General features: G+C 42.1%; 19 protein-coding genes. 8 read left to right on the top strand and 11 right to left on the bottom strand.

Going from position 1 to position 19776, the window contains the following annotated elements:
* Positions 1-3: 3 nt before the first annotated feature.
* Together ACP14Y_RS04555 and ACP14Y_RS04550 are read right to left on the bottom strand one after the other, a co-directional pair.
* Entirely contained in the window at positions 4-1188 is a 1185-nt protein-coding gene (locus ACP14Y_RS04555) for a CapA family protein (protein ID WP_424961787.1), read from the bottom strand.
* A 68-nt stretch (positions 1189-1256) separates the two neighbouring features.
* On the bottom strand, positions 1257-2240 hold the full coding sequence (locus ACP14Y_RS04550; RefSeq protein WP_424961786.1) for a M23 family metallopeptidase: 984 nt from the start codon (positions 2238-2240) through the stop codon (positions 1257-1259).
* 139 nt (positions 2241-2379) lie between these two features.
* Between ACP14Y_RS04550 and alaS the strand changes: the two genes are divergently transcribed.
* The 5 genes from alaS (at position 2380) to ACP14Y_RS04525 (ending at position 9162) form a co-directional block, all read left to right on the top strand.
* Complete coding sequence (gene alaS, locus ACP14Y_RS04545) at positions 2380-4995, top strand: alanine--tRNA ligase (RefSeq protein ID WP_424961785.1); 2616 nt, start codon at positions 2380-2382, stop codon at positions 4993-4995.
* Complete coding sequence (gatB, locus tag ACP14Y_RS04540) at positions 4996-6450, top strand: Asp-tRNA(Asn)/Glu-tRNA(Gln) amidotransferase subunit GatB (RefSeq protein WP_424961784.1); 1455 nt, start codon at positions 4996-4998, stop codon at positions 6448-6450. It begins immediately after the preceding gene.
* Positions 6451-6459: 9 nt separating this feature from the next.
* Entirely contained in the window at positions 6460-7566 is a 1107-nt protein-coding gene (locus ACP14Y_RS04535) for a TlpA family protein disulfide reductase (protein ID WP_424961783.1), read from the top strand.
* 86 nt (positions 7567-7652) lie between these two features.
* Positions 7653-8114 (top strand): hypothetical protein, encoded by a 462-nt coding sequence (locus ACP14Y_RS04530; RefSeq protein WP_424961782.1) that lies wholly within the window; start codon positions 7653-7655, stop codon positions 8112-8114.
* A gap of 67 nt (positions 8115-8181) precedes the next feature.
* Positions 8182-9162, top strand: a complete 981-nt coding sequence (locus tag ACP14Y_RS04525) for a helix-turn-helix domain-containing protein (protein WP_424961781.1) — start codon at positions 8182-8184, stop codon at positions 9160-9162.
* A gap of 9 nt (positions 9163-9171) precedes the next feature.
* Here ACP14Y_RS04525 and ACP14Y_RS04520 read toward each other — a convergent pair whose 3' ends face one another.
* On the bottom strand, positions 9172-10275 hold the full coding sequence (locus ACP14Y_RS04520) for a DUF2911 domain-containing protein (protein WP_424961780.1): 1104 nt from the start codon (positions 10273-10275) through the stop codon (positions 9172-9174).
* 198 nt (positions 10276-10473) lie between these two features.
* On the opposite strand from ACP14Y_RS04520, the gene ACP14Y_RS04515 reads away from it, so the two are divergent.
* Positions 10474-10950: a hypothetical protein gene (locus tag ACP14Y_RS04515; RefSeq protein ID WP_424961779.1), complete on the top strand. Its 477-nt coding sequence runs from the start codon at positions 10474-10476 to the stop codon at positions 10948-10950.
* A gap of 275 nt (positions 10951-11225) precedes the next feature.
* On the opposite strand, the gene ACP14Y_RS04510 is transcribed toward ACP14Y_RS04515, so the two are convergent.
* The 6 genes from ACP14Y_RS04510 to ACP14Y_RS04485 form a co-directional block, all read right to left on the bottom strand.
* Entirely contained in the window at positions 11226-11588 is a 363-nt protein-coding gene (locus tag ACP14Y_RS04510) for a putative toxin-antitoxin system toxin component, PIN family (protein WP_424964420.1), read from the bottom strand.
* Between the two features lie 37 nt (positions 11589-11625).
* On the bottom strand, positions 11626-11853 hold the full coding sequence (gene vap15 / locus ACP14Y_RS04505; protein WP_424961778.1) for a type II toxin-antitoxin system VapB15 family antitoxin: 228 nt from the start codon (positions 11851-11853) through the stop codon (positions 11626-11628).
* Between the two features lie 280 nt (positions 11854-12133).
* Positions 12134-12928, bottom strand: coding sequence for a tetratricopeptide repeat protein (locus ACP14Y_RS04500; RefSeq protein ID WP_424961777.1), 795 nt, complete (start codon positions 12926-12928; stop codon positions 12134-12136).
* A gap of 93 nt (positions 12929-13021) precedes the next feature.
* Positions 13022-13579 carry a hypothetical protein gene (locus ACP14Y_RS04495; protein WP_424961776.1) on the bottom strand — a complete coding sequence of 186 codons (558 nt, stop codon included), beginning with the start codon at positions 13577-13579 and terminating at the stop codon, positions 13022-13024.
* 137 nt (positions 13580-13716) lie between these two features.
* On the bottom strand, positions 13717-14238 hold the full coding sequence (locus ACP14Y_RS04490) for an acyl-CoA thioesterase (protein WP_424961775.1): 522 nt from the start codon (positions 14236-14238) through the stop codon (positions 13717-13719).
* 73 nt (positions 14239-14311) lie between these two features.
* Positions 14312-14977 carry a protein-L-isoaspartate(D-aspartate) O-methyltransferase gene (locus ACP14Y_RS04485; RefSeq protein ID WP_424964419.1) on the bottom strand — a complete coding sequence of 222 codons (666 nt, stop codon included), beginning with the start codon at positions 14975-14977 and terminating at the stop codon, positions 14312-14314.
* A 23-nt stretch (positions 14978-15000) separates the two neighbouring features.
* On the opposite strand from ACP14Y_RS04485, the gene ACP14Y_RS04480 reads away from it, so the two are divergent.
* Both ACP14Y_RS04480 and ACP14Y_RS04475 read left to right on the top strand, forming a co-directional pair.
* Positions 15001-15582, top strand: a complete 582-nt coding sequence (locus tag ACP14Y_RS04480; RefSeq protein ID WP_424961774.1) for a riboflavin synthase — start codon at positions 15001-15003, stop codon at positions 15580-15582.
* Positions 15583-16302, top strand: a complete 720-nt coding sequence (locus tag ACP14Y_RS04475) for a LytR/AlgR family response regulator transcription factor (RefSeq protein ID WP_424961773.1) — start codon at positions 15583-15585, stop codon at positions 16300-16302.
* 42 nt (positions 16303-16344) lie between these two features.
* On the opposite strand, the gene hemF is transcribed toward ACP14Y_RS04475, so the two are convergent.
* Both hemF and ACP14Y_RS04465 read right to left on the bottom strand, forming a co-directional pair.
* Positions 16345-17244 carry an oxygen-dependent coproporphyrinogen oxidase gene (gene hemF, locus ACP14Y_RS04470; protein ID WP_424961772.1) on the bottom strand — a complete coding sequence of 300 codons (900 nt, stop codon included), beginning with the start codon at positions 17242-17244 and terminating at the stop codon, positions 16345-16347.
* On the bottom strand, positions 17245-19773 hold the full coding sequence (locus tag ACP14Y_RS04465) for a BamA/TamA family outer membrane protein (protein WP_424961771.1): 2529 nt from the start codon (positions 19771-19773) through the stop codon (positions 17245-17247).
* Positions 19774-19776: the final 3 nt, after the last annotated feature.

The raw sequence follows: 19776 nt of genomic DNA, 5'->3' as shown, positions 1-19776 counted from the left end.
CTTTTAATTACCAAGATAAACTATGTTCCCTTTATCATCGATGGTCACGGGATTTTCAGGGAAGTCATCCAAAGATAATCGTTGGATTGTTTTTATAGAAGAAAGATTCAAATCATTTCTTGGTCCATGCGAATAACTTTGTCGAAAGGCATGAATTTTTCCGTTTAAAAACCTACCTGATGCATCTGTATTTACTTCAAGGATTGGTGCTTCACCAGCCAGACCTCTCAAATTAAATCTTCCATAAGTAAGAAAATTACCAAGACTATAAGCAATGATGCGTTCTTTGTAAACTTCAATAGCCCGAACAATGTGCGGTCCATGACCCAGAATTACATCTGCGCCATTATCAATCATCAGGTGAGCCAGCTCATATACGTTTCCTCGATCTTCTCCGTAGTAATACTCCCGCTCCCTGGTAACATGTTGATGTTTTGATCCTTCTGCTCCGGCATGAAATGAAGCTACCACAATATCCGTCAGGCTGTCTAAATGCTGGATTGTTGATTTAATATTTTCATATTGATGGATACTGACTGTTCCTCGGTTTGGCGCAAACGCACAAAAACCGATCTTTAGATGACCAATTTTAGTGATGGTGAATGGGTGATCTACGGATCCAGCATGAGCAATATCTAATGAATCCAGCACTCGTTGAGTATTCTTTCTGCCGGTTTCACCAAAATCATTCGCGTGATTATTCGCTACACTCATCAGGTCGAATCCACTTTCCACAAAATTTTGGGCAAGGTATTCTGGTGACCTAAAGAGATAACAGAGCTTAGGGTTGTTGCATTCTTTTTGTTCCCCGCCATCATTTAAAATGGTCCCTTCCAGGTTGCCAAATGTGATATCTGCTTGCTTTAGAAGAGGCCTTACCTCATCCCAGAGATAAGCTCCATTTCCTCCGGGTAAATAGGAGCGGTCAGGAAAGTTTGTGCCTCCCATAATGTCACCAACGGCCGCAATATTCACGGTATCGGGTAGCAGTCTTTCCGTGGGAATGAGTATTTCTTCCTCCAGACCAGATAGCGTATCTCCTTTTTGAGTGATCAGGTAGATGGTGTCAATTTCTACATCTTTTGCGATGGTATCTATCGGAATAGATATCGTAGACGATGGTGTTGTCTTGATTGATTTACATGCCCAAACGGAAATGCAGATTAGAACAAGGTGCTGTGCTTTCATTGAGTACAAATAAAAAAGCGGTTGGCCACATTTGACCAACCGCCTTACAAAATCTTTTCAAAAAAAAGCTAGTAATTACCCATGGACTGATTCTCAAGTGAGGATAGTCTCAGAATTTCGGCATACTCTTCATCGCTTAAATCCTGATAGAAGAAATTAACCGGGTTCACTTTCTTATTGTCTTTGATGACCTCATAGTGAAGGTGGGGTGCAGTAGATCCTCCGGTGTTTCCTGAATAGCCAATGACCTGACCTCTTTTTACTTTCTGTCCGGGCTTAACCAGGAACTCACTCATGTGAGCGTATAGCGTTTGATAACCAAATCCGTGATTGATTTTGATGTGTTTTCCATATCCGCCAAATCTTGTCTTCGTATAAGCGATAGTCCCATCTCCTGTTGCATAAACAGGTGTACCTGTTGGTAATGAGAAATCCGTTCCAGTATGCATCTTTCGCACTTTGTAGATGGGGTGCATTCGATAGCCAAATCCAGAAGCCAGACGCTTCAATTCTTTGTTAGAAACAGGCTGAATAGCTGGCATACTGGCCAGAAGAGCCTCCTTGTTTTTAGCCATCTCCACGATATCATCATACGATTTGGTTTGGATATACATCTGCTTTTTCAGCTTGTCGATACGCTGCATATTGGAGAGAATCAGCTCTTCACGTTTCAATCCTTTTTCCAATAATTCCCGATATCTGTTGGATCCACCAACACCCGCTGATCTGATTTCGTCCGGAATTGGTTCCACACCGAATACCACACGATAGATATCGTCATCACGCTCTTCCAGAACCGCAAGCATTTCGTTTGCTTCTTCCAAATCATTTTCAAGAAGTTCGTAGTAAAGTTTTAGTTCTTCATTCTCTTTTCGCAGTGACGCCTTTGCTGGTGATTCAAAGTAGTGATCTGTCACAAAAAAGATTCCTAATCCAATAATTGAAGAAACTACAAGGAAACCAAGCAGGTTGAGAACAATGTCCCAGGAAGAGACTTTTATCCGCTCGTACCGGCAAGATTCTGTGTCATAGTAGTACTTAATTTTAGCCATGGGTTGATAGGGTAATTGTCGTAATTTTGTAAAATCAGTTTATTCGGTGGTTTACAAATTACCGCTGCAATTTACGGATAATTGATATTTTTTCATAATTACAAGATTTTACAGTAACATTCTAATTTTTTTATCCTAAATGGATTCCAAATCAATACGGAGCACTTTCCTTGAATTTTTCGAAAGCAAAAAACACAAAATAGTGCCTTCAGCGCCTATAGTGGTACAAAATGACCCGACACTCATGTTCACAAATGCGGGCATGAACCAGTTTAAAGACTTCTTTTTGGGCAATAAGGTTGCCGAAAATAAACGAGTGGCAGATACACAGAAATGTCTTAGAGTCTCAGGAAAACACAATGATTTGGAGGAAGTAGGCATTGATACTTATCACCACACCATGTTTGAGATGCTGGGAAACTGGTCTTTTGGTGACTATTTCAAGGAAGAAGCCATAGACTGGGCGTGGGAGTTGCTCACGGATAAATTTAAATTACCTAAAGATCGCTTTTATGCCACCATTTTCGAGGGCGACTCTTCTGAAAATCTGGATGAGGACAGTGAGGCAAAGAAATTTTGGATGAAACACCTTCCGGAGGATAAAGTGCTCAATGGGAGCAAAAAAGACAACTTCTGGGAAATGGGTGATACCGGGCCATGTGGACCGTGCTCTGAGCTCCATATTGATTTGAGACCGCAAAGTGAGGTGGATAAAGTACCGGGAAAAGATCTGGTAAATCAGGATCATCCTCAGGTGGTGGAGGTTTGGAATCTGGTATTTATACAATACAATCGTCTGGCAAATGGATCATTGGAAAACCTGCCTGAGAAACACGTGGATACAGGTATGGGCTTTGAACGTCTGGCAATGGCGATTCAAGGCAAGCAATCCAACTATGATACGGATGTTTTTCAGCCGCTTATTCAATGGGTAGCAAAAAAAGCCGGAGTGGAATATGGATCAGATGAAAAGACAGACATTGCCATTCGGGTGATATCCGATCACATTCGGGCGATCGCATTCACCATCGCAGATGGTCAGCTTCCGAGCAACAATAAGGCTGGTTATGTAATCAGAAGAATTTTGAGAAGGGCCGTGCGATATGGATATACATTCCTTGGATTTAAAGAACCTTTCCTTCATGAAATGCTGGATATTCTAGTGAATCAATTCGATGGGGTATTCTCTGAATTGACCGGGCAGAAGGATTTCATTGCGAAGGTGATCAAAGAAGAGGAGTTGTCATTCCTCCGAACACTTGATAATGGACTGAAAAAGCTTGATACGATCACTTCAGGAAATTCGAAAGTAATCGAGGGTTCCACCGCCTTTGAACTGTATGATACATACGGTTTCCCACTGGATTTGACAGCACTGATCGCTAGAGAAAATAATATGGTGGTGGATGAGGAAGGTTTCCAAAAGGAAATGGAGGTTCAAAAGAACCGCTCTAAAAGTGCCGGAAAGCAAACCATGGGAGATTGGACAGTAGTTAATGAAGGCGATGACGTCACATTTGTTGGTTACACCGAAACCCAGTCAGCGACCAAGGCGCTTCGTTACCGTGAGGTAAAGCAAAAAGATAAGACGCAATACCAGATCGTTTTAGAGACTACTCCATTCTATGCCGAAAGTGGGGGTCAGGTAGGAGATACCGGATACTTGCAATTTGGTGAAGAGAAGATCGAAGTGGTTGATACAAAAAAGGAGAACGATCTCATTGTTCATTTCACTAAGAAACTACCGGCTTCATTGGAGGGTGAAGTGAAAGCTGTGGTGAATGAAAGCAAGCGTCGATTGACAGAGAATAATCATTCAGCAACTCATTTGCTACATGCTGCTTTACGACAAGTGTTAGGAGATCACGTACAGCAAAAAGGCTCTTTGGTGAATGATAAGATTTTGCGATTTGACTTTTCTCACTTCGCAAAGATGGCCGACGAGGAGATTGCGGAAGTTGAACAAATCGTGAATCGTAAGATTCGGGAAAACATCCAGCTGGATGAAAAGAAGAACGTCCCAATAGATGAAGCACAGGAAATGGGAGCTATGGCGCTCTTTGGTGAGAAATACGGTGATTTTGTACGAGTGATCACTTTCGATCCTGCATATTCAGTTGAATTGTGCGGAGGCACACACGTACCGCGAACAGGAAACATAGGTCTACTCAAGATTGTAAGTGAGGGATCAAGTGCGGCAGGTGTGAGACGTATTGAGGCGGTCACTTCAGTAGAAGCTGAGAAATTTTACCATCAGAAACTACAGCTCATTTCTGAGCTTGAAGAAATGCTGAAGAACCCGAAGGATTTGAAGAAGACTGTGGAGAACCTAGTCAAGGAAAACCTTGCAAACCAGAAAAAAATTGATGAAATGAATCAACAGCAGGCTGGTCAAATCAAGAATACACTTAAGAATGATGCGAAAGAAATCAATGGGAAGAAGCTCATCACTTATAAAGGCGATTTTCCATCTGCAGATAGTATGAAGCAGGTGGCTTTCGATCTAAAAAGAGAAGTTGACAGTCTTGTACTTTTGATAGCGGCAAAAATCGACGATAAGCCCATGCTAACAGTAATGCTTGCTGATGATCTGGTAAAAAATGGCATGAATGCTAACGAGATCATAAGAAAGATGGCTGCTGCCATCAAAGGTGGAGGTGGTGGACAGCCATTCTATGCGACAGCCGGAGGTAAAGATCTTAATGGACTGGATGAGGCATTGAAGATTGGCAAGGAGTTGGTGGAGGCATCTTAAATGAGCAGCCAGGAAACATACCAGGTGGTTGTCGGGCTGGAGGTACACATTCAGCTACTAACCGAAAGCAAGCTGTTTGCCGCAGATTCTACAGTTTTTGGAAACGAGCCGAACAGAAACGTGAGTGTGATTACATTGGCTCACCCAGGCACCATGCCTTTGCTCAACAAGAAAGCGGTGGAGTATGCTATTCGAATGGGTTTGGCTTGTCAATCGGAAATTACCCGGCGCTGCATTTTTGATCGTAAAAACTATTTCTATCCAGACCTGCCAAAAGGATTTCAGACCACACAAGATCGCACACCTATCTGTGTTGGTGGTACTGTTCCCATCACTCTAAAAGATGGAAAAAAAGTTGACATTCGACTCAACCGGATCCACCTGGAGGAAGACGCTGGAAAATCTATGCATGACCAGGATCATGAGGATTCACTGATCGATTTGAATCGGGCCGGAGTTCCTTTGATTGAATTGGTGACCGAGCCATGTATTGCGTCTGCTGAAGAGGCCATGATTTTGCTTACCGAAATCAGAAGTATGGTTCGCTATCTGGAAATCTGTGACGGTAACATGGAGCAAGGTTCACTACGATGTGATGCCAACATTTCTGTAAAGAAAAAAGGAGAAAGTAAGCTGGGGAAGAAGGTAGAGGTTAAGAATATGAACTCTATCAGAAATGTGGGCAGAGCTGTTAAGCATGAGTTTGAGCGACAAGTAAAATTGCTGGATGCCGGTGAGGAAATCATTTCTGAGACTCGACTTTTTGATGCTAACTCGGCGATAACATCCGGCATGAGAACCAAGGAGGAGTTAAATGACTACCGATATTTTCCAGAGCCTGACTTAAGTCCATTTACAATTTCGGATGAATGGCTGGCCCAGATTCGGGAAGGGATGCCATCCACTCCTCAAGTAATGAGAGAGACATTGACCAACGAGTTTGGGCTTTCCGATTATGATGCGAATGTTCTTTGTCAGGAAAAGCGAGTCGTGGACTTCTTTTTGGAGGTATGCCAAAAGACCGGCCATTATAAACAAGTTGCTAATTGGTTGATGGGGCCTGTTAAATCCATTTTGAATGAACAGGAAACGGAGGTTTCGGAAATGCCTTTGTCAGCTTCACAGCTTGCTGATTTGGTAAATGCAATTGAAGATGGAAAAATCAATCCATCGATGGCAAACAAACAGGTTTTCCCGTTTTTAATTGAGCATCCCAATAATCTGGTGACTGACGCAATTAAGGAACTTGGGTTAGAGCAGGTAAGCCAGGACGATATTTCCGATGTAATTTTGGAGGTGTTGGGTCAGCATCCGGATAAGGTGAAGGCCTATCAAAGTGGGAAGAAGAACTTGATCGGGATGTTCATGGGTGAGGTAATGAAACAAACACAGGGGTCAGCAGATCCAAAAAAAACGAACGAACTTTTGCGACAAGCGTTGGAAGAACAGAACTAAATAGTGATCATGAAGAATACATTGATTTTAGGATTGGTTGTTGGGTTGTTTGGTTGTGGTGATCAGGCACAGGAAGGAGTTAAGCTAACCGGAAATGTTGAACAGTTTCCAACAGGTGGGTTTGCTTATGTAGAGCGTGTGGGCGAAAATGGCATTGAACCATTCGACACCTTGAATGTAGATCCTAGCGGAGATTTCTCAGAATACCTCAATATCGAAAAGCCGGCTTTTTTTCGTGTGAACTTCAATGGCAAGCAGATCATTTCTTTGATTCTTACTGGTGAGGAGGATGAAGTCGTTTTGAATGCACAAGGCAATGATCCGAGAGGTTTTTCTGAAGTGTCAGGATCTTATGACACGGAATACAAAAATCAGATTGATGCTATGATGCAGGAGTACCGTGTTAAGGTACAGGGCATGCAGCAGGCTCAGCGTCAGGCCAGAGCCAATAACGATGCGCAAGCCTTTCAGACGGCACAATTTCAAATGATGGATGTGGCAAAGAAAACCGAATCAGAGCTAAAAGCACTGATTCGTGAGGCGAGTCCTTCACTGGCAGCATTTTACGGTTTGCAAATGATTGATGCAACGCAAAACTTTGAGTTTATAGATTCAATAGCTACCGAACTCCAGGCTGAGATGCCTGAAAACTTTCATGTGGAAAGCCTTTTGTCACAAGTGGCAACCAAGAAAAGCCTGGCCATAGGTAAAGAAGCACCGGAGATTGCACTAGAAAACCCGGATGGAGAGATAATTAAGCTTAGTTCTCTGCGCGGAAAATATGTCTTGATCGATTTTTGGGCGGCCTGGTGTCGACCATGCAGGGCGGAAAATCCTAATGTGGTTCGTGTGTACAATGAATATTCTGATGAGAATTTTGAGATCCTTGGGGTATCGCTAGACCGAACCAGAGAGAAGTGGTTAGGAGCTATTGAACAGGATGGACTTCCATGGCTGCATGTTTCAGACTTAAAGTACTGGAGAAGTCAGGCAGCAATCGACTATCAGGTGAATGCTATTCCGGCCACCTTCCTGATTGATCCCGAAGGAAAAATTATCGCTAAAAACCTTAGAGGTGCGAGCTTAGAGGCTAAGCTTAAAGAGATTTTTGGGTAACTCAATCATTTACCAGGCAAGCACGATCGATTATTTTACGAAGGAGGGATTTTGGGGGTTGTTAAACCATTGTTTGACAAATAGGCATGAAGCCTATCACCACTAATCTCCTTTTCATTCTAATGCTATTTTGCTGCTATCAGGTACAGGGCCAAAACATTGATTCCACAAATACTGAGACGATAATCAAGGTTGAGAATCCTTACAGGAAAGGAAAAACTAAATGGCTAAACAGTAATGGGTTTGACACAGAAACCTATGATTGGAACAATCCTGAAATTAACCTCTATCTTGAGGAATCATTAAAGAAAAGATCTGTGGGTAATGTCTTGGTTTATTCGGGTGGGGTCATAATTATAACTGGTCTATTTCTAAATGTGGTTGGTAGTTTTGTCGATTCCGCCTTTAGTAGCAAACCTGATGAACCCTATCAGGTTTTTAAGACACCCTATTTTTTAGGAGGCGCTATGGTTGTCTCATCCATTCCGTTTCACATTAAATCAAATAAGAAATTGAAGCAGGCTATCAAACTAAAAAAGTCACGATAGATGTCTGAATATATGAAACCTGCAGTTATTGCAAACCATTTTTACATCTGTAACGTAAGCACAAGCTGTGAATACAATTGGTCTTTTTGGTATGCTGGCTGGAAGTGCCGTGGCACTTGCCCTTTTCCTCTCTAGTTTTTTCCTTGGTATTAAGCGCAAAGAAGATCCGCAAAATCTGTGGTTGGGATTGATTTTGCTTGCCATTGCCCTACGAATTGGTAAATCCATTTTCTATTTCCTGCTCAATGACATGGCTCCCTTTGGACTGGCGTTTGGGTTTCTTGGTCTTGCATCCATTGGACCTTTGACGTGGCTAATGATTCGACATTCATCTGGTTTCCACTGGAAAAATAGTTGGCATTTCATTGTTCCGGTTGCTGGCGCGATTGCGTGTTACATCGTTTCTCCCAGCCCCTGGGAAACGTATTTGTATATATCAGCAACCGCAGTTCTTTCCGTCTATCTGATTTTTTCATCAATTCAATTAATGAAATCAGAGAATGAGGGCTCCAAAAATTGGAATTCAAAAGTATTAATAATGGTAGCAGGCGTGTGGGCTGCTCTGGTTTATCAGCATCTGGCTTATTCCATGATGGACTATGCCTGGGGCGCCATTATAGCTGCTGTTTTTCTTTACTGGATCTTTTTCCAGTCTTTTAAAACGGGAATATTTCCGAAAGGCATTTCTGTGACATTGCCAGATCAAACGATCAATCAAGTGCGAGATGCGTTTGAGAATCAGCAACTTTTCAAAGAGCAAGGTATGAATTTGCAGCAATTTTCTGCCAGGCTTGAAGTGCCCTCTTATCTGGTCACCCGGAGTGTCAAGCAGCTCTATGATCGTTCCTTTCCGGAGACACTGAATCACTTTCGCGTGGAGGAAGTAAAACAGATGCTCCTTGACCCGAAAAAGGAGCATCTGAAAATTGAATCGCTGGCTTATGATGTGGGATTCGCCTCACCATCTGCTTTTTATGCCGCATTTAAAAAATGCACGGGCCAAACACCAACGGCCTATCAGAAAGAAGCGAGTTTGCTTTCAGCTTAATTATCTAGCTCAGGTTCCCGGGATTTTGTACGTGCCGTTTTCGACCTCACCAATGATTTCTTTCAAACGAGGCTGGAAGTTCTCAGGCGCTGTTTCCTGCACAACAGCCAATTCTTTTAGTGCCGCCTTTTTATTCCCTAGAAAATAGTTTGAAAGGGAGCGATTTAGCTTTAGATACCATGCATCCGGATATTTTGTAATTGCAGGATTCAATGCATCAATTGCAGGTTGTGGTTTGCCATTTCGAAGTAAAAACATGGTCAGACCATTGGTCTCATAGGCATTCATGTCCATGGTGATTAATTCAGATACGGTCTCGTTGAACTCATCGGTTTTTCCTAATCTGTTTAATAATTGTGCCTTTGTGGTCATATTAGTCACATTCTTGTTGGCAGAAAAACCATTGTAGCCGCCGTTGATGGATCGGTTGGCCCAATCTAGTGCTTCTTCGAGGTTTGTGTCGTGATTCAGGCACCACTGCGCAGCATCGTTCCACGCTTGCCAACGATAGGTGTTGATGCCTAATAATTCATATCGAAAGCTTTCAACCACTGTTTTATTCAGATCCACATCTACAGTAAATGGAATCCGTTTCTCTCCCCACTCCAGTGCAATCACGACGGTACTATCCGTCCGATTGATGAATTCATAATCCAGCTGCTCGGAGAATGGACAATCCTCACTTTTTACATTTACTGCCAGTGCCACATGCTTTTCCCGATCCAGATAATAGCTGCCCCACTGATTGTCATGGTCAGCAAACATGAGCGTGAAAGTATCCCCATCCACATCAATGTGAAAGCCATACGATCCGGCTTTAAGTGGATTACCATTGATGTTTACATCGGTAGTAAAAGATATGCGGGTGTTCATATTGGCACCTGCACGCCAGGCCAGGTTAGGATCACCATATCCGTTGATGACATTAGTCCAGACATCTCTGCCTCGAGTGGCGGGGCTAGAATAGTCAACGGTGATGTCCGTGATGCCGAGCCGCTGTGTTTCCATAACCTTCGGGCTTGGCTGTGGAATTTTCATGGTGTGAAATTGTGCCTGTGTGAAAAGTCCCGCAAACAGGCAGACCAGAAATGAAAGTGTGTGTTTGTAGTTCATTGCTATTTGAGTTTTTGTCAAAACTCAGCATTTGGATGGTGGCTTCTATCCTGATTCGGGAAATGAGGAGAAGGAGTTATAAAATAATAGAAGCCTTTTGTGAAGCATACAATATATGTTGTAAACATCCATCTAGGATGAGGCCTTTAAATTCATTTTTTTAGATTTGGTTCTCCTAGTTTACCAGATAAAATCATTATGAAGCGATCTTTGCTGTACTCCTCCATTGCCATTTTTTCAATTTTCATTGGAAGCCAGATTACGGAAGGTGTCCTTCTGGTACCGTATTGGAAATCTTTACCCTCAAGTGATTTTTATTCGTATTACAATCAGTTTGGCCCTTCAATTGGCCGGTTTTATACAATCCTGACGATCATTGCAGCGCTAATCCCTGTATCAGTTTCGATCTATTGCGTACGAATCAATTCAAATGCGCTAAAGCCTGCTTTAAGCTCTTCCTTTTTTGCACTTCTATTCATTGCCTGTTTTTATATCTATTTCAAAGGAGCCAATGAATCATTTTATCAAGCGGCGCTTACAGATGCAGAGTTAAAGAGGGAATTAGTTACCTGGAATTATTGGCATTGGGGCAGAGTTATTCTCGAATGTGTGTCCCTAATCTTTTTAATCTCCTCATTGATTAAAATTGACAAGAACAATACTACTCAGAATTAACTTTTTGCTTCTGATATTACCGAATGGGAGGATAACGTATCTGCTTCATTTTGCATGGCAGTAACGCTCAGATATGGCGCTGTGACCTCCGAGCTTAAAAAGTAGCGATTCTGGCTTCAACTCACAACGGTTCTGATACAGGACGTTCCACAAGCATTTTTCCGAGTGGCAGTATGGAAAGTAGAAAGCACAACTCTTACCAAAAGCCAGAAATCGCGGTTCAGTTACACTGAAAGTGGCAGATAGCTTGAAGTCACATTCATTTTTACCGCTTGTTACCTGTTGGCTTTAGCATGTAGTTGACTGGGTTCGATGATCTCCGTTCCCTCAAAGGGGTTCAGTTCCAATAAGTCCTGATCTCCTGTTACTAGAAAGTTGGCCTTTGATGCTCTAATCAATCCTAGTAAAAAGTCGTCTTTCGGATCTCTACAAATATTCGGATATTCTATGATCTCATAGTCAGTTCCGATGAAGTTCATCAGTTTCAGGAGTTCGGCTACTTTCTCTTTGCTGAAATATTTTTGGAATTTCTTCCTTCGTGTTACTTCAGTCAACTCCGTTTGAAGTTGTTCGGACAGTATGATTTCAATTCTCTGATAAGTTAGAAGCTCTGTCAACTCACCAAGTTGATGACTAATGAGGTAACTGATTCAAATATTGGTGTCGAATATGACCTTAATTCGCTTTTCGCTTGTCATAAAGGTCTTGTCTGACTTGTTCAACCTCTGATGTTATCTCGTTCATAGAAAGTTTCTCAGTTCGGAAAGCAGTCAAAAGTTCAGTCAGTTTGGAGCCAATAGTTTCCTTCTCAAGTTCACGGGAAATCTTGATCTTCTGTTCGCCTGGCAAGTTCCTAACCAGCTCGAGTATCTGTGAGAAAGAAAGGTTCATGTTAGCTTCCATAAGATAAAGTTACGAAAAAATAGCCCTTTCTGTTATAATGGCGCAACTGACAGGTAACACCAAGCTAGCAGGAGTGCGCCCCGAGCTTAGCAGAAAGACACTAAGATAGCTCTGCAAGCCAACACCTACAACGGTAACTATGAAACGCTGCGTTCAGAAGTGAAAATCCAGAACCACAGAAGTCGCTAGGAGAGATGAGGATTCAGAATGGGTAGCGGAGCGGTGAAGATCAGATGAAACCTTGCAGAAAGATGCTCAGGCGCATTCTTGCTAGCAAATGTTAGAGCTTTTTTAAGTTCAATGTGTCAGTTGCGATTAGTTTATCGAGGTACTTGTCTGTAGTGCTTATTTTGTAGTCCTTACTCTGAGAATTAGTATGAATACAGCTTATGTTGACCCCCAGTTTAGCAAAAACGAGTTCAACTTTTTCCATGGAATTAATCTGTCCAGAATTATACAGTTCGTCTGGAATTGTTACTAGAAACTTCGTTCTTTCGGTTGAGTCAAACCATGGAGGATAAAAGCTATTTAACCCATCTTCATTGTAATTTTTGATATCGTTGTTAAGTTGATGGTAATCAATAGGGTTGAGAGATTCTTTATACAACTGAAGTTCTTGGAATCCAGCTTCCTTTCCGTGAACCACTGTTTTGACTCGAATCTTCATAAAGTTAGCTGGCCACTCTATTGAATCGGGTTCAAGGGCTTGTTGATAATATTTCAATGCTAAGTCATTTTCCATGAGTTGTTCATGACACAACCCTAGAAAAACTTTATGCATTGGACTTTCGGGTTTAATCTTGACAAGCTTACTTAAATACTTTATTGCGGTAACAGCATCTCGATTATTAAAAGCATTAATCCCGATTGTGCCTAAAGCAATATAGTTGTTGGGGTCATAATTAAGTAAGCTATCTGAAAGTTGAACTGCACTTTCAGTTTCAAAGGCCATACCAAGCGAGTCAATCTTATTTTCTAGCGATTTAATTATTTGCACGTTTTCTGTGGTTGACTTACTCTCAGTGCATGAATAAAGAAATGCAGTTAATAGGAAAAGATTGGTGATTTTGTTCATTGCGATAATTAGCTCTAACAACATTATAACATACACAAACCCGTGCAAATTGAGGGTTATGTATCTTTTTTGGTCTGTATCAAATATACCGTTTTACTTAACAAACTTTTGTAGTGCTCCCCATAGTCTCGCTTTCTCGTTTACGTCTGCCGCTAGAACGGATAAGGGTCTGGAGCAAAGGAATTCACTGCCTTTATATGGGATAGGGGTGTAGAAAGCTTTGGCTTCTGGAACAAACACCAAGGCTTTTTTGAATTTCACCGCCTGATCGAATCCATTACTGAAGACCTTATAGTCACTTTCCGGGATTTTACAAGCATCTATGATCTTATGGAGCAACTCATTCTCAGCTGGATCACGACTGGTGTGAAAAACTGCAAACGGCAAAGGCTTGGAGTCCGGCAAGTCATGATGGGGGATGTGCGGAGACTCCTGATGAGGTTCTTCTTTAGTTGCTTCATCCACTTCGGGAGCTGATTCTTTTGAATCAGCTTTTTCCTGTTTAGCAACAGGCTCAGGTTCCGGCTCAGCTACGGTAGAAGATTCCCGCACCTCCTCTTGCACTTCTCCAGACTCCTCGTTTATGATTTCGTCTTGCGATAGCAAGTAGATTTCTTCATGAATCAATAAGTGTAGGTGTTCTTTTTCCATCAACCAGGTAAAATTAGATGTGTCATATCGAACGCAGTGAGATATCTTTTTCAAATGAGCACTGAAGCTCAATTTAAAGATTTCTCCTCACCTGCCCGTGGCAGGATTGTCGAAATGACAAATCAATTTTGAGCGTACTAGTCTTCCATATCAAAGATAGACCTTAGTTCTTTTGCTTCGCTGGGTTTCATGCGTTTTCCAAGAACAAGCCTTAATTGTCTTCTGCGTAGTGCGCCATCATACAGTTCTTTTTCAAACTCTGTCTCAGGCTCCAATTGTGGAATGTCAATCGGTTTGCCTGATTGATCCACCGCTACGAACGTAAAGAACGCACGATTGGTATGTACTTTCTTATCAGCAGGAATGTCCTCAGCTGTTACCTCCAGGTATACTTCCATAGATGAGCTGAAGGCGCGGGTAACAAAAGCAGTGATGGTCACTGTATTCCCAATTCGGATGGGCTCAGAGAAAGAAATGTTATCCACTGAAGCGGTCACTACAATCCGATTAGAGTGTTTTTGAGCGGCAATTGCAGCAGCAATATCCATCCAGTGCATCAGGCGGCCCCCCATGAGGTTATTTAGTCCATTGGTATCGTTTGGCAGTACCAGCTCTGTCATGGTTACATAAGAGTCCTTGCAGTTTTTTATCTTTTTCATATGCAGTTTTTAATAGTAAGATGAGCTAACCCACCCCTAACCCCTCCATGGAGGGGAATATTTAGATCTTGATTTACTTTTTATCACCCCATCCTTTTTCCCCACGCAAAGGTACGAAGCTAAAATGGTCGAATTGCTTCTTTTTTATTTTGTTTTCGTCCACTTTCTGGATCAAAACCATAGATTGTATGTCATCGTTCCCTACAGGGATAACTAATCGTCCGCCAACCTTAAGTTGCTGGATCAGCTCTTCCGGCACGGTGGGAGCACCAGCCGTTACAATGATGCCATCATAAGGTGCAAAGCGAGGCAATCCTTTGGATCCATCCCCCTGGTACATGTGTGGCTGATAGCCCAGCTTAGGTAAGAATCGAATGGCCTTTTGATAGAGTTTTTTCTGGTACTCTATGGTATACACGTTTGCTCCCATTTCCACTAATACACAAGCCTGATAACCTGATCCTGTTCCTATCTCCAGAATTTTATCGCCTGGTTTTACCTGAAGTAGCTGCGTTTGAAAGGCTACCGTATAAGGCTGACTGATGGTTTGGCCTGCATCAATCGGGAATGCCTTATCCTCGTATGCATGAGAGTCAAATATTTTGTCAAAGAAAAAGTGCCTTGGAATCTTATTTATTGCGTGCAAGACCCGCTTGTCTTTGATTCCTTTTTTGGCAATTCCCAGAACCAATTGCTTACGCAATCCCTTATGCTTGTAGGTATCTTCCAATTCACTTATTTTGAGCCTTAAATTTAATCAGCGTGTTTACAGGAATAGTTGAAACCGTAGGGAAAGTAGAAGAAATCTCTGAAGAAGGCACAAATGTGCATTTCGCCATTTCATCGTCCATTTCGGATGAATTGAAAATAGATCAGAGTGTCTCTCACAATGGTGTTTGCCTTACCGTGACCAAAGTAGAGGGTGGGAAGCATTGGGTGACAGCCATTGACGAAACAATGAAAAAATCAAACCTCGGTGCTTTAAAGATCGATTCAAGAGTGAATCTGGAAAGGTGCATGAAAGCGGATGGACGGTTTGACGGTCACATCGTGCAGGGACATGTGGATACGACGGCCGTGGTGAAGAAAATCAAGGACGAAGCGGGTAGCTGGGTATTTACTTTTGAGCTGGAAAAAGAGGGGCTGGTAGTCGAAAAAGGAAGCATTTGTATCAACGGTACCAGCCTAACTTGCTTTAACGTTGAAAAAAAAATCTTTTCTGTAGCAATAATTCCATATACATTTGAACATACCAACTTCAATCAGCTGGCAGTTGGTAGCACGGTAAATATTGAATTTGATATTATCGGAAAGTATATTCACCTTATAATAAATAAGAATTAAATGGCTCTCAATTGCATGGTAGTGGATGACGACAAGATGTCGCGTCTGGTAATCAAAAAATTTATAGACAAAACAGACACCCTTGTGATGACGCACGACCTGGACAACACCCAGGAGGCGCATGACATACTTTTAGGTGAAAGTGCCAACGATGTAGATATCGTTTTCCTTGATATAGAAATGCCTGGAATGAGTGGTCTGGAGTTGGTAAAAGATTTACAGCATGCGTATAATGTGATTTTGGTCACCTCCAAAAAAGAGTATGCGATTGAGGCATTTGAAGATTCAGTAGCCGACTACCTCGTTAAGCCGGTGGAATACGAGCGCTTTATAAAAGCGGTCAACAAGGTGAAGGAAAACCTGGAGAAGGAGAAGGCCATTGCAGAGCAGGAAGATCACATTTATGTGAAGAGCGATGGAAAGCTATTCCGCCTGAGCTATGATAACATACTATATGATAACATACTATTTGTTGAAGCATTGGCAGATTATGTGATATTCAATACCTCTTCCGGTAAGAAACACATTGTGCACCACACGATGAAGGGTATCGAAAAAAGGCTACCTGAAAGTATCTTCAGTAGAGTTCACAGAAGTTACATCATCAATCGAAACAAGATTGATAAAATCGAAGACTTACAAGTGCACATTGGAGAAAAGACCTTTTCCATAGGCGCTTCTTACAAGGAGTCCTTAATGGATAAATTCAATTTACTCTAAGCGAAACACTTCAACCTAACTTATTAAAAGGCATGGGCCTGGTCAATTTGCGATCCAGTCAATGCCTTTTTTTAATAAATAAAGTGTTTCTTTTTCCAGCTCGTTAGTTGCTTGATAATCGTACTCCCAGTTAGCTTCTGGTGGCAAACTCATTAGAATGGATTCTGTTCTCCCATTCGTATCAAGGCCAAATTTGGTTCCTTTATCATGTACTAAATTGAACTCTACGTATCTGCCGCGTCTGATTCTTTGCCAGTTTTTGTCAGCAGCTGACCATGGATTTTTACGGAGGTCTTTTACAGCGTCTGTATAGGCCGGGATAAACGTTTCTCCGACATCTTTCACAAAATTCCATTGCTGATCTTTGGATCGACCTTCATTATCAGCTAGTCGGTCAAAGAAAATACCTCCGATTCCTCGAGTTTCGTCTCGATGCTTGACAAAGAAGTAGTCATCTGCCCATTGCTTGAATTTCGGGTAAAAATCTGCGTTGTGTTTATCACACGTGTCTTTCAGGTGCTGATGGAAGTTTTTAGCTTTTTCGGGAATCACATAATGAGGCGTAAGGTCAATACCGCCTCCAAACCACCAGACTCCATTACTCATTTCGAAATAGCGCACATTCATGTGGATGATCGGAACCCATGGATTTTGCGGATGTAAAACGATGGAAACACCGGTGGCGAAAAACTCAGCTTCTGGTAGATTGAGCGCTTTAAGGATTTTATCTGGGGTAGGGCCGGAAACAGCTGAAAAATTCACTCCACCTTTTTCAATGAGGTCTCCATCTTTTATTACTCGCGATCTTCCCCCACCACCTTCGGGCCTGTCCCACTGATCTTCCAGAAACGTTGATTTTCCATCAAGAACTTCAAGCGAATTACAAATTGAATCCTGCAATTGCTGAAACCATCCGGCTATTTCTTCTTTTGTTATCTCCATTTAGAACGGATATCCTATACCAATATTAATTTCTGTGTTTCTTCCGAAGTTGGAAAAGATTTCATTACCAACAAATCGCTCGCCGCGTTTTTGAGCAGGATCTATAAGTTTCATCCCCAGATCTACCCGAAAAACAAGGAACTGGAGGTCGAATCGTAATCCCACACCCGTACCAACTGCCATTTCCTTCATAAAGTTGTTGAAGCTAAAAACACCGTCATCACCTTCTGGGTCTTCATTGGCCTCCACCAAAGAATTAGTCACTTGCCAAATATTACCTGCATCGATAAATACAGCACCCTCTAAAAAACCCACTAGGTCCTGTCTCAATTCAATGCTGGACTCTATGATAAGCTCCCCTCTCTGCTCATTTGAGTAATCTACCACGTCCGTTGGATTGCCATCCCCATCTTCCTCAAAAACTCCGTAAGCTCCAGGGCCAAGTCTTCGCGGTTTCCATGCCCGAATACTACTGCTTCCCCCGGCGAAAAAATACTTTTCATAAGGCATGGATCTATTGTCTCCATACGGATAAGCAAGACCCACATTTAGCCGGGCGGCCAGGTTGGTGTTTCTTGTTAGCCGTTCAATTTTTCTTAGGTCTATTTGTGTTTTTGCGTATTGATAGGTTTCCAGACTATCTCCAAAGAAGGATTTGCCTACAATATCCACCAGGTTGCCACCAAGCTCGGCATTAAGGCGAACAAACGCGCCATCTTGATTTGATGCATAATTGCCGAGACTTAAGTCTAGTTGAAAAGCCGTGCTGGTAACTACTGCAGACTCAAAGGCTAGTGCGTAAGGGTTATTGTCCTCTCTAAGCTCAGTTAGAAAGTCATCAAATTCCTGTCCGGTAATCGTAGTATTAGTCAAACTGAGTTCAATAGGGGTTAGTTGATACCTGATCTGGTCACGTACCTGCCAGCTATAGGTCCACGTCCCCCTGTAGGTTGCCCTGCGGTATTCTGATACCCGGTCTTCAAACGAGAAACCAAATGAAATCCGTGTTTTGGGATTGAACCGACCGATTTTGTTTTTGTAATAAGATCCAAGTGGAAACAGAAATTGAGGGAAAGTGATAGCAGCCTCTGCCCCAAACTGGCGGGAGGTATAATTTCCATCAAACTCAGACTCTTCCCGTACAGATCTCAGATCTTCTAGTTTTGCGTTTGCATCAAAACTGAGAATTTCCAATGTTCGGAAGGTGTTTCTGTTCTTCAGGTTAATGTTAACAAATGGCCCGGGTCTACCTTGAGTTCTGGAGAAACCAAACTCGCTGGAAGTCTGATATTTATCAAATGGAGAGGTAAAAATGTTTGCTACAAAGTAATTGCCTGTCGTATCATAGTTGATATTGATAAACTTGAAATTATCCAGGTAAGACAACTGCCTTTGTGTTTCAATTGTCAAATCCCGGCTGTAGGGATCATCCTGCTCTAGAGGGACACGCCACTCAAGCACCTTTTTGGAATACCGGTTTCGGGCAAAGCTGAAGGTAATGTCGCGGTATTTTTCTTGTGTTCTATCGAAGGATTCACTCACGCTAGCGTCAGTCACGAAAACAATGGAGTCTAAGTAGAATATCTTGTGCTTATTCTCCTTGGGTGGATTTTTTATTACTTCTCTAACAATTAAAGTGTCTTTTCCCAACTGGATGGAGTCAATTTGAAAGCCTACATATTGTTTTGAGAATTCATAGTACCCATTGTTTACTGCCAGATCATAGATGAAGTCCCGTTCCTGGCTTAAAACGTCCTGATCATAGTAGCCTTTTTTCAAAGGGGAGTCTTCAATGTTTTCAAATATCAGGGCCTGAAGTACCGTATCTTTGATGTCATATTGGATGGAATCAATTACATAGCGATCATTTAATTCTATTTCATATTCCAGGTTGATGTACCGATCCTTTTCTCCAAACCAACCACTAACCCAGTTTCTAATATCTCTCCCCGCTTTACCAATCATTCCTAAACTATCATAGGTAGCCGTGTCGATCTTAATCGTGGCATCAAAGTATCCTTTGGAATCCAGATACTGATCAATCTTCTCAGCTGTTAAGCTGGTGCTAATGTGATTATATATAGCTAAAGGCTCTCCCCATCTCATCAGTTGGTTCCCTTGCTTCACTTTGCGGTTCTTCTTATCGTATTTTTTTGCTTTCTTATTTCTCAGCTTTTGTATTTTCTTATCTGATGAAGCAGTAGCAATTTTTCGGTCATACTTAGCCTCCAGGGAATCTCTTTTTGCTATCGCCTTCTGTTGGTTGTACCCGGGAAAGATCCAGCCATTTTCTCCAAGCTTATAAAGATGAGCCAAGTGAGTGAAAGGATAGTAGCCAAAAAGGATACGGCTATTGGCTTCTTGTTCGTATAATCCTTTCGCATCATCCTCAAGCGATCCGGACAGTCCATCAATTTTTTGCTTAGCCAGAAGGTATTGGTCGTCCTTTAAAAACTTTGAGCCCAGGCATGATGTAAGAAAAATGCCTGCGAATACTGATATTTGGCTTAGTCTAAAAAGTCGCTTCAAATC

Origin of the sequence: Ekhidna sp., assembly GCF_965247405.1 — a bacterium.
In the GTDB taxonomy this organism is placed as follows: Bacteria; Bacteroidota; Bacteroidia; order Cytophagales; family Cyclobacteriaceae; genus Ekhidna.
The sequence above is the reverse complement of the archived record's forward strand: the minus strand, read 5'-3'. Positions and strand labels throughout refer to the sequence as shown.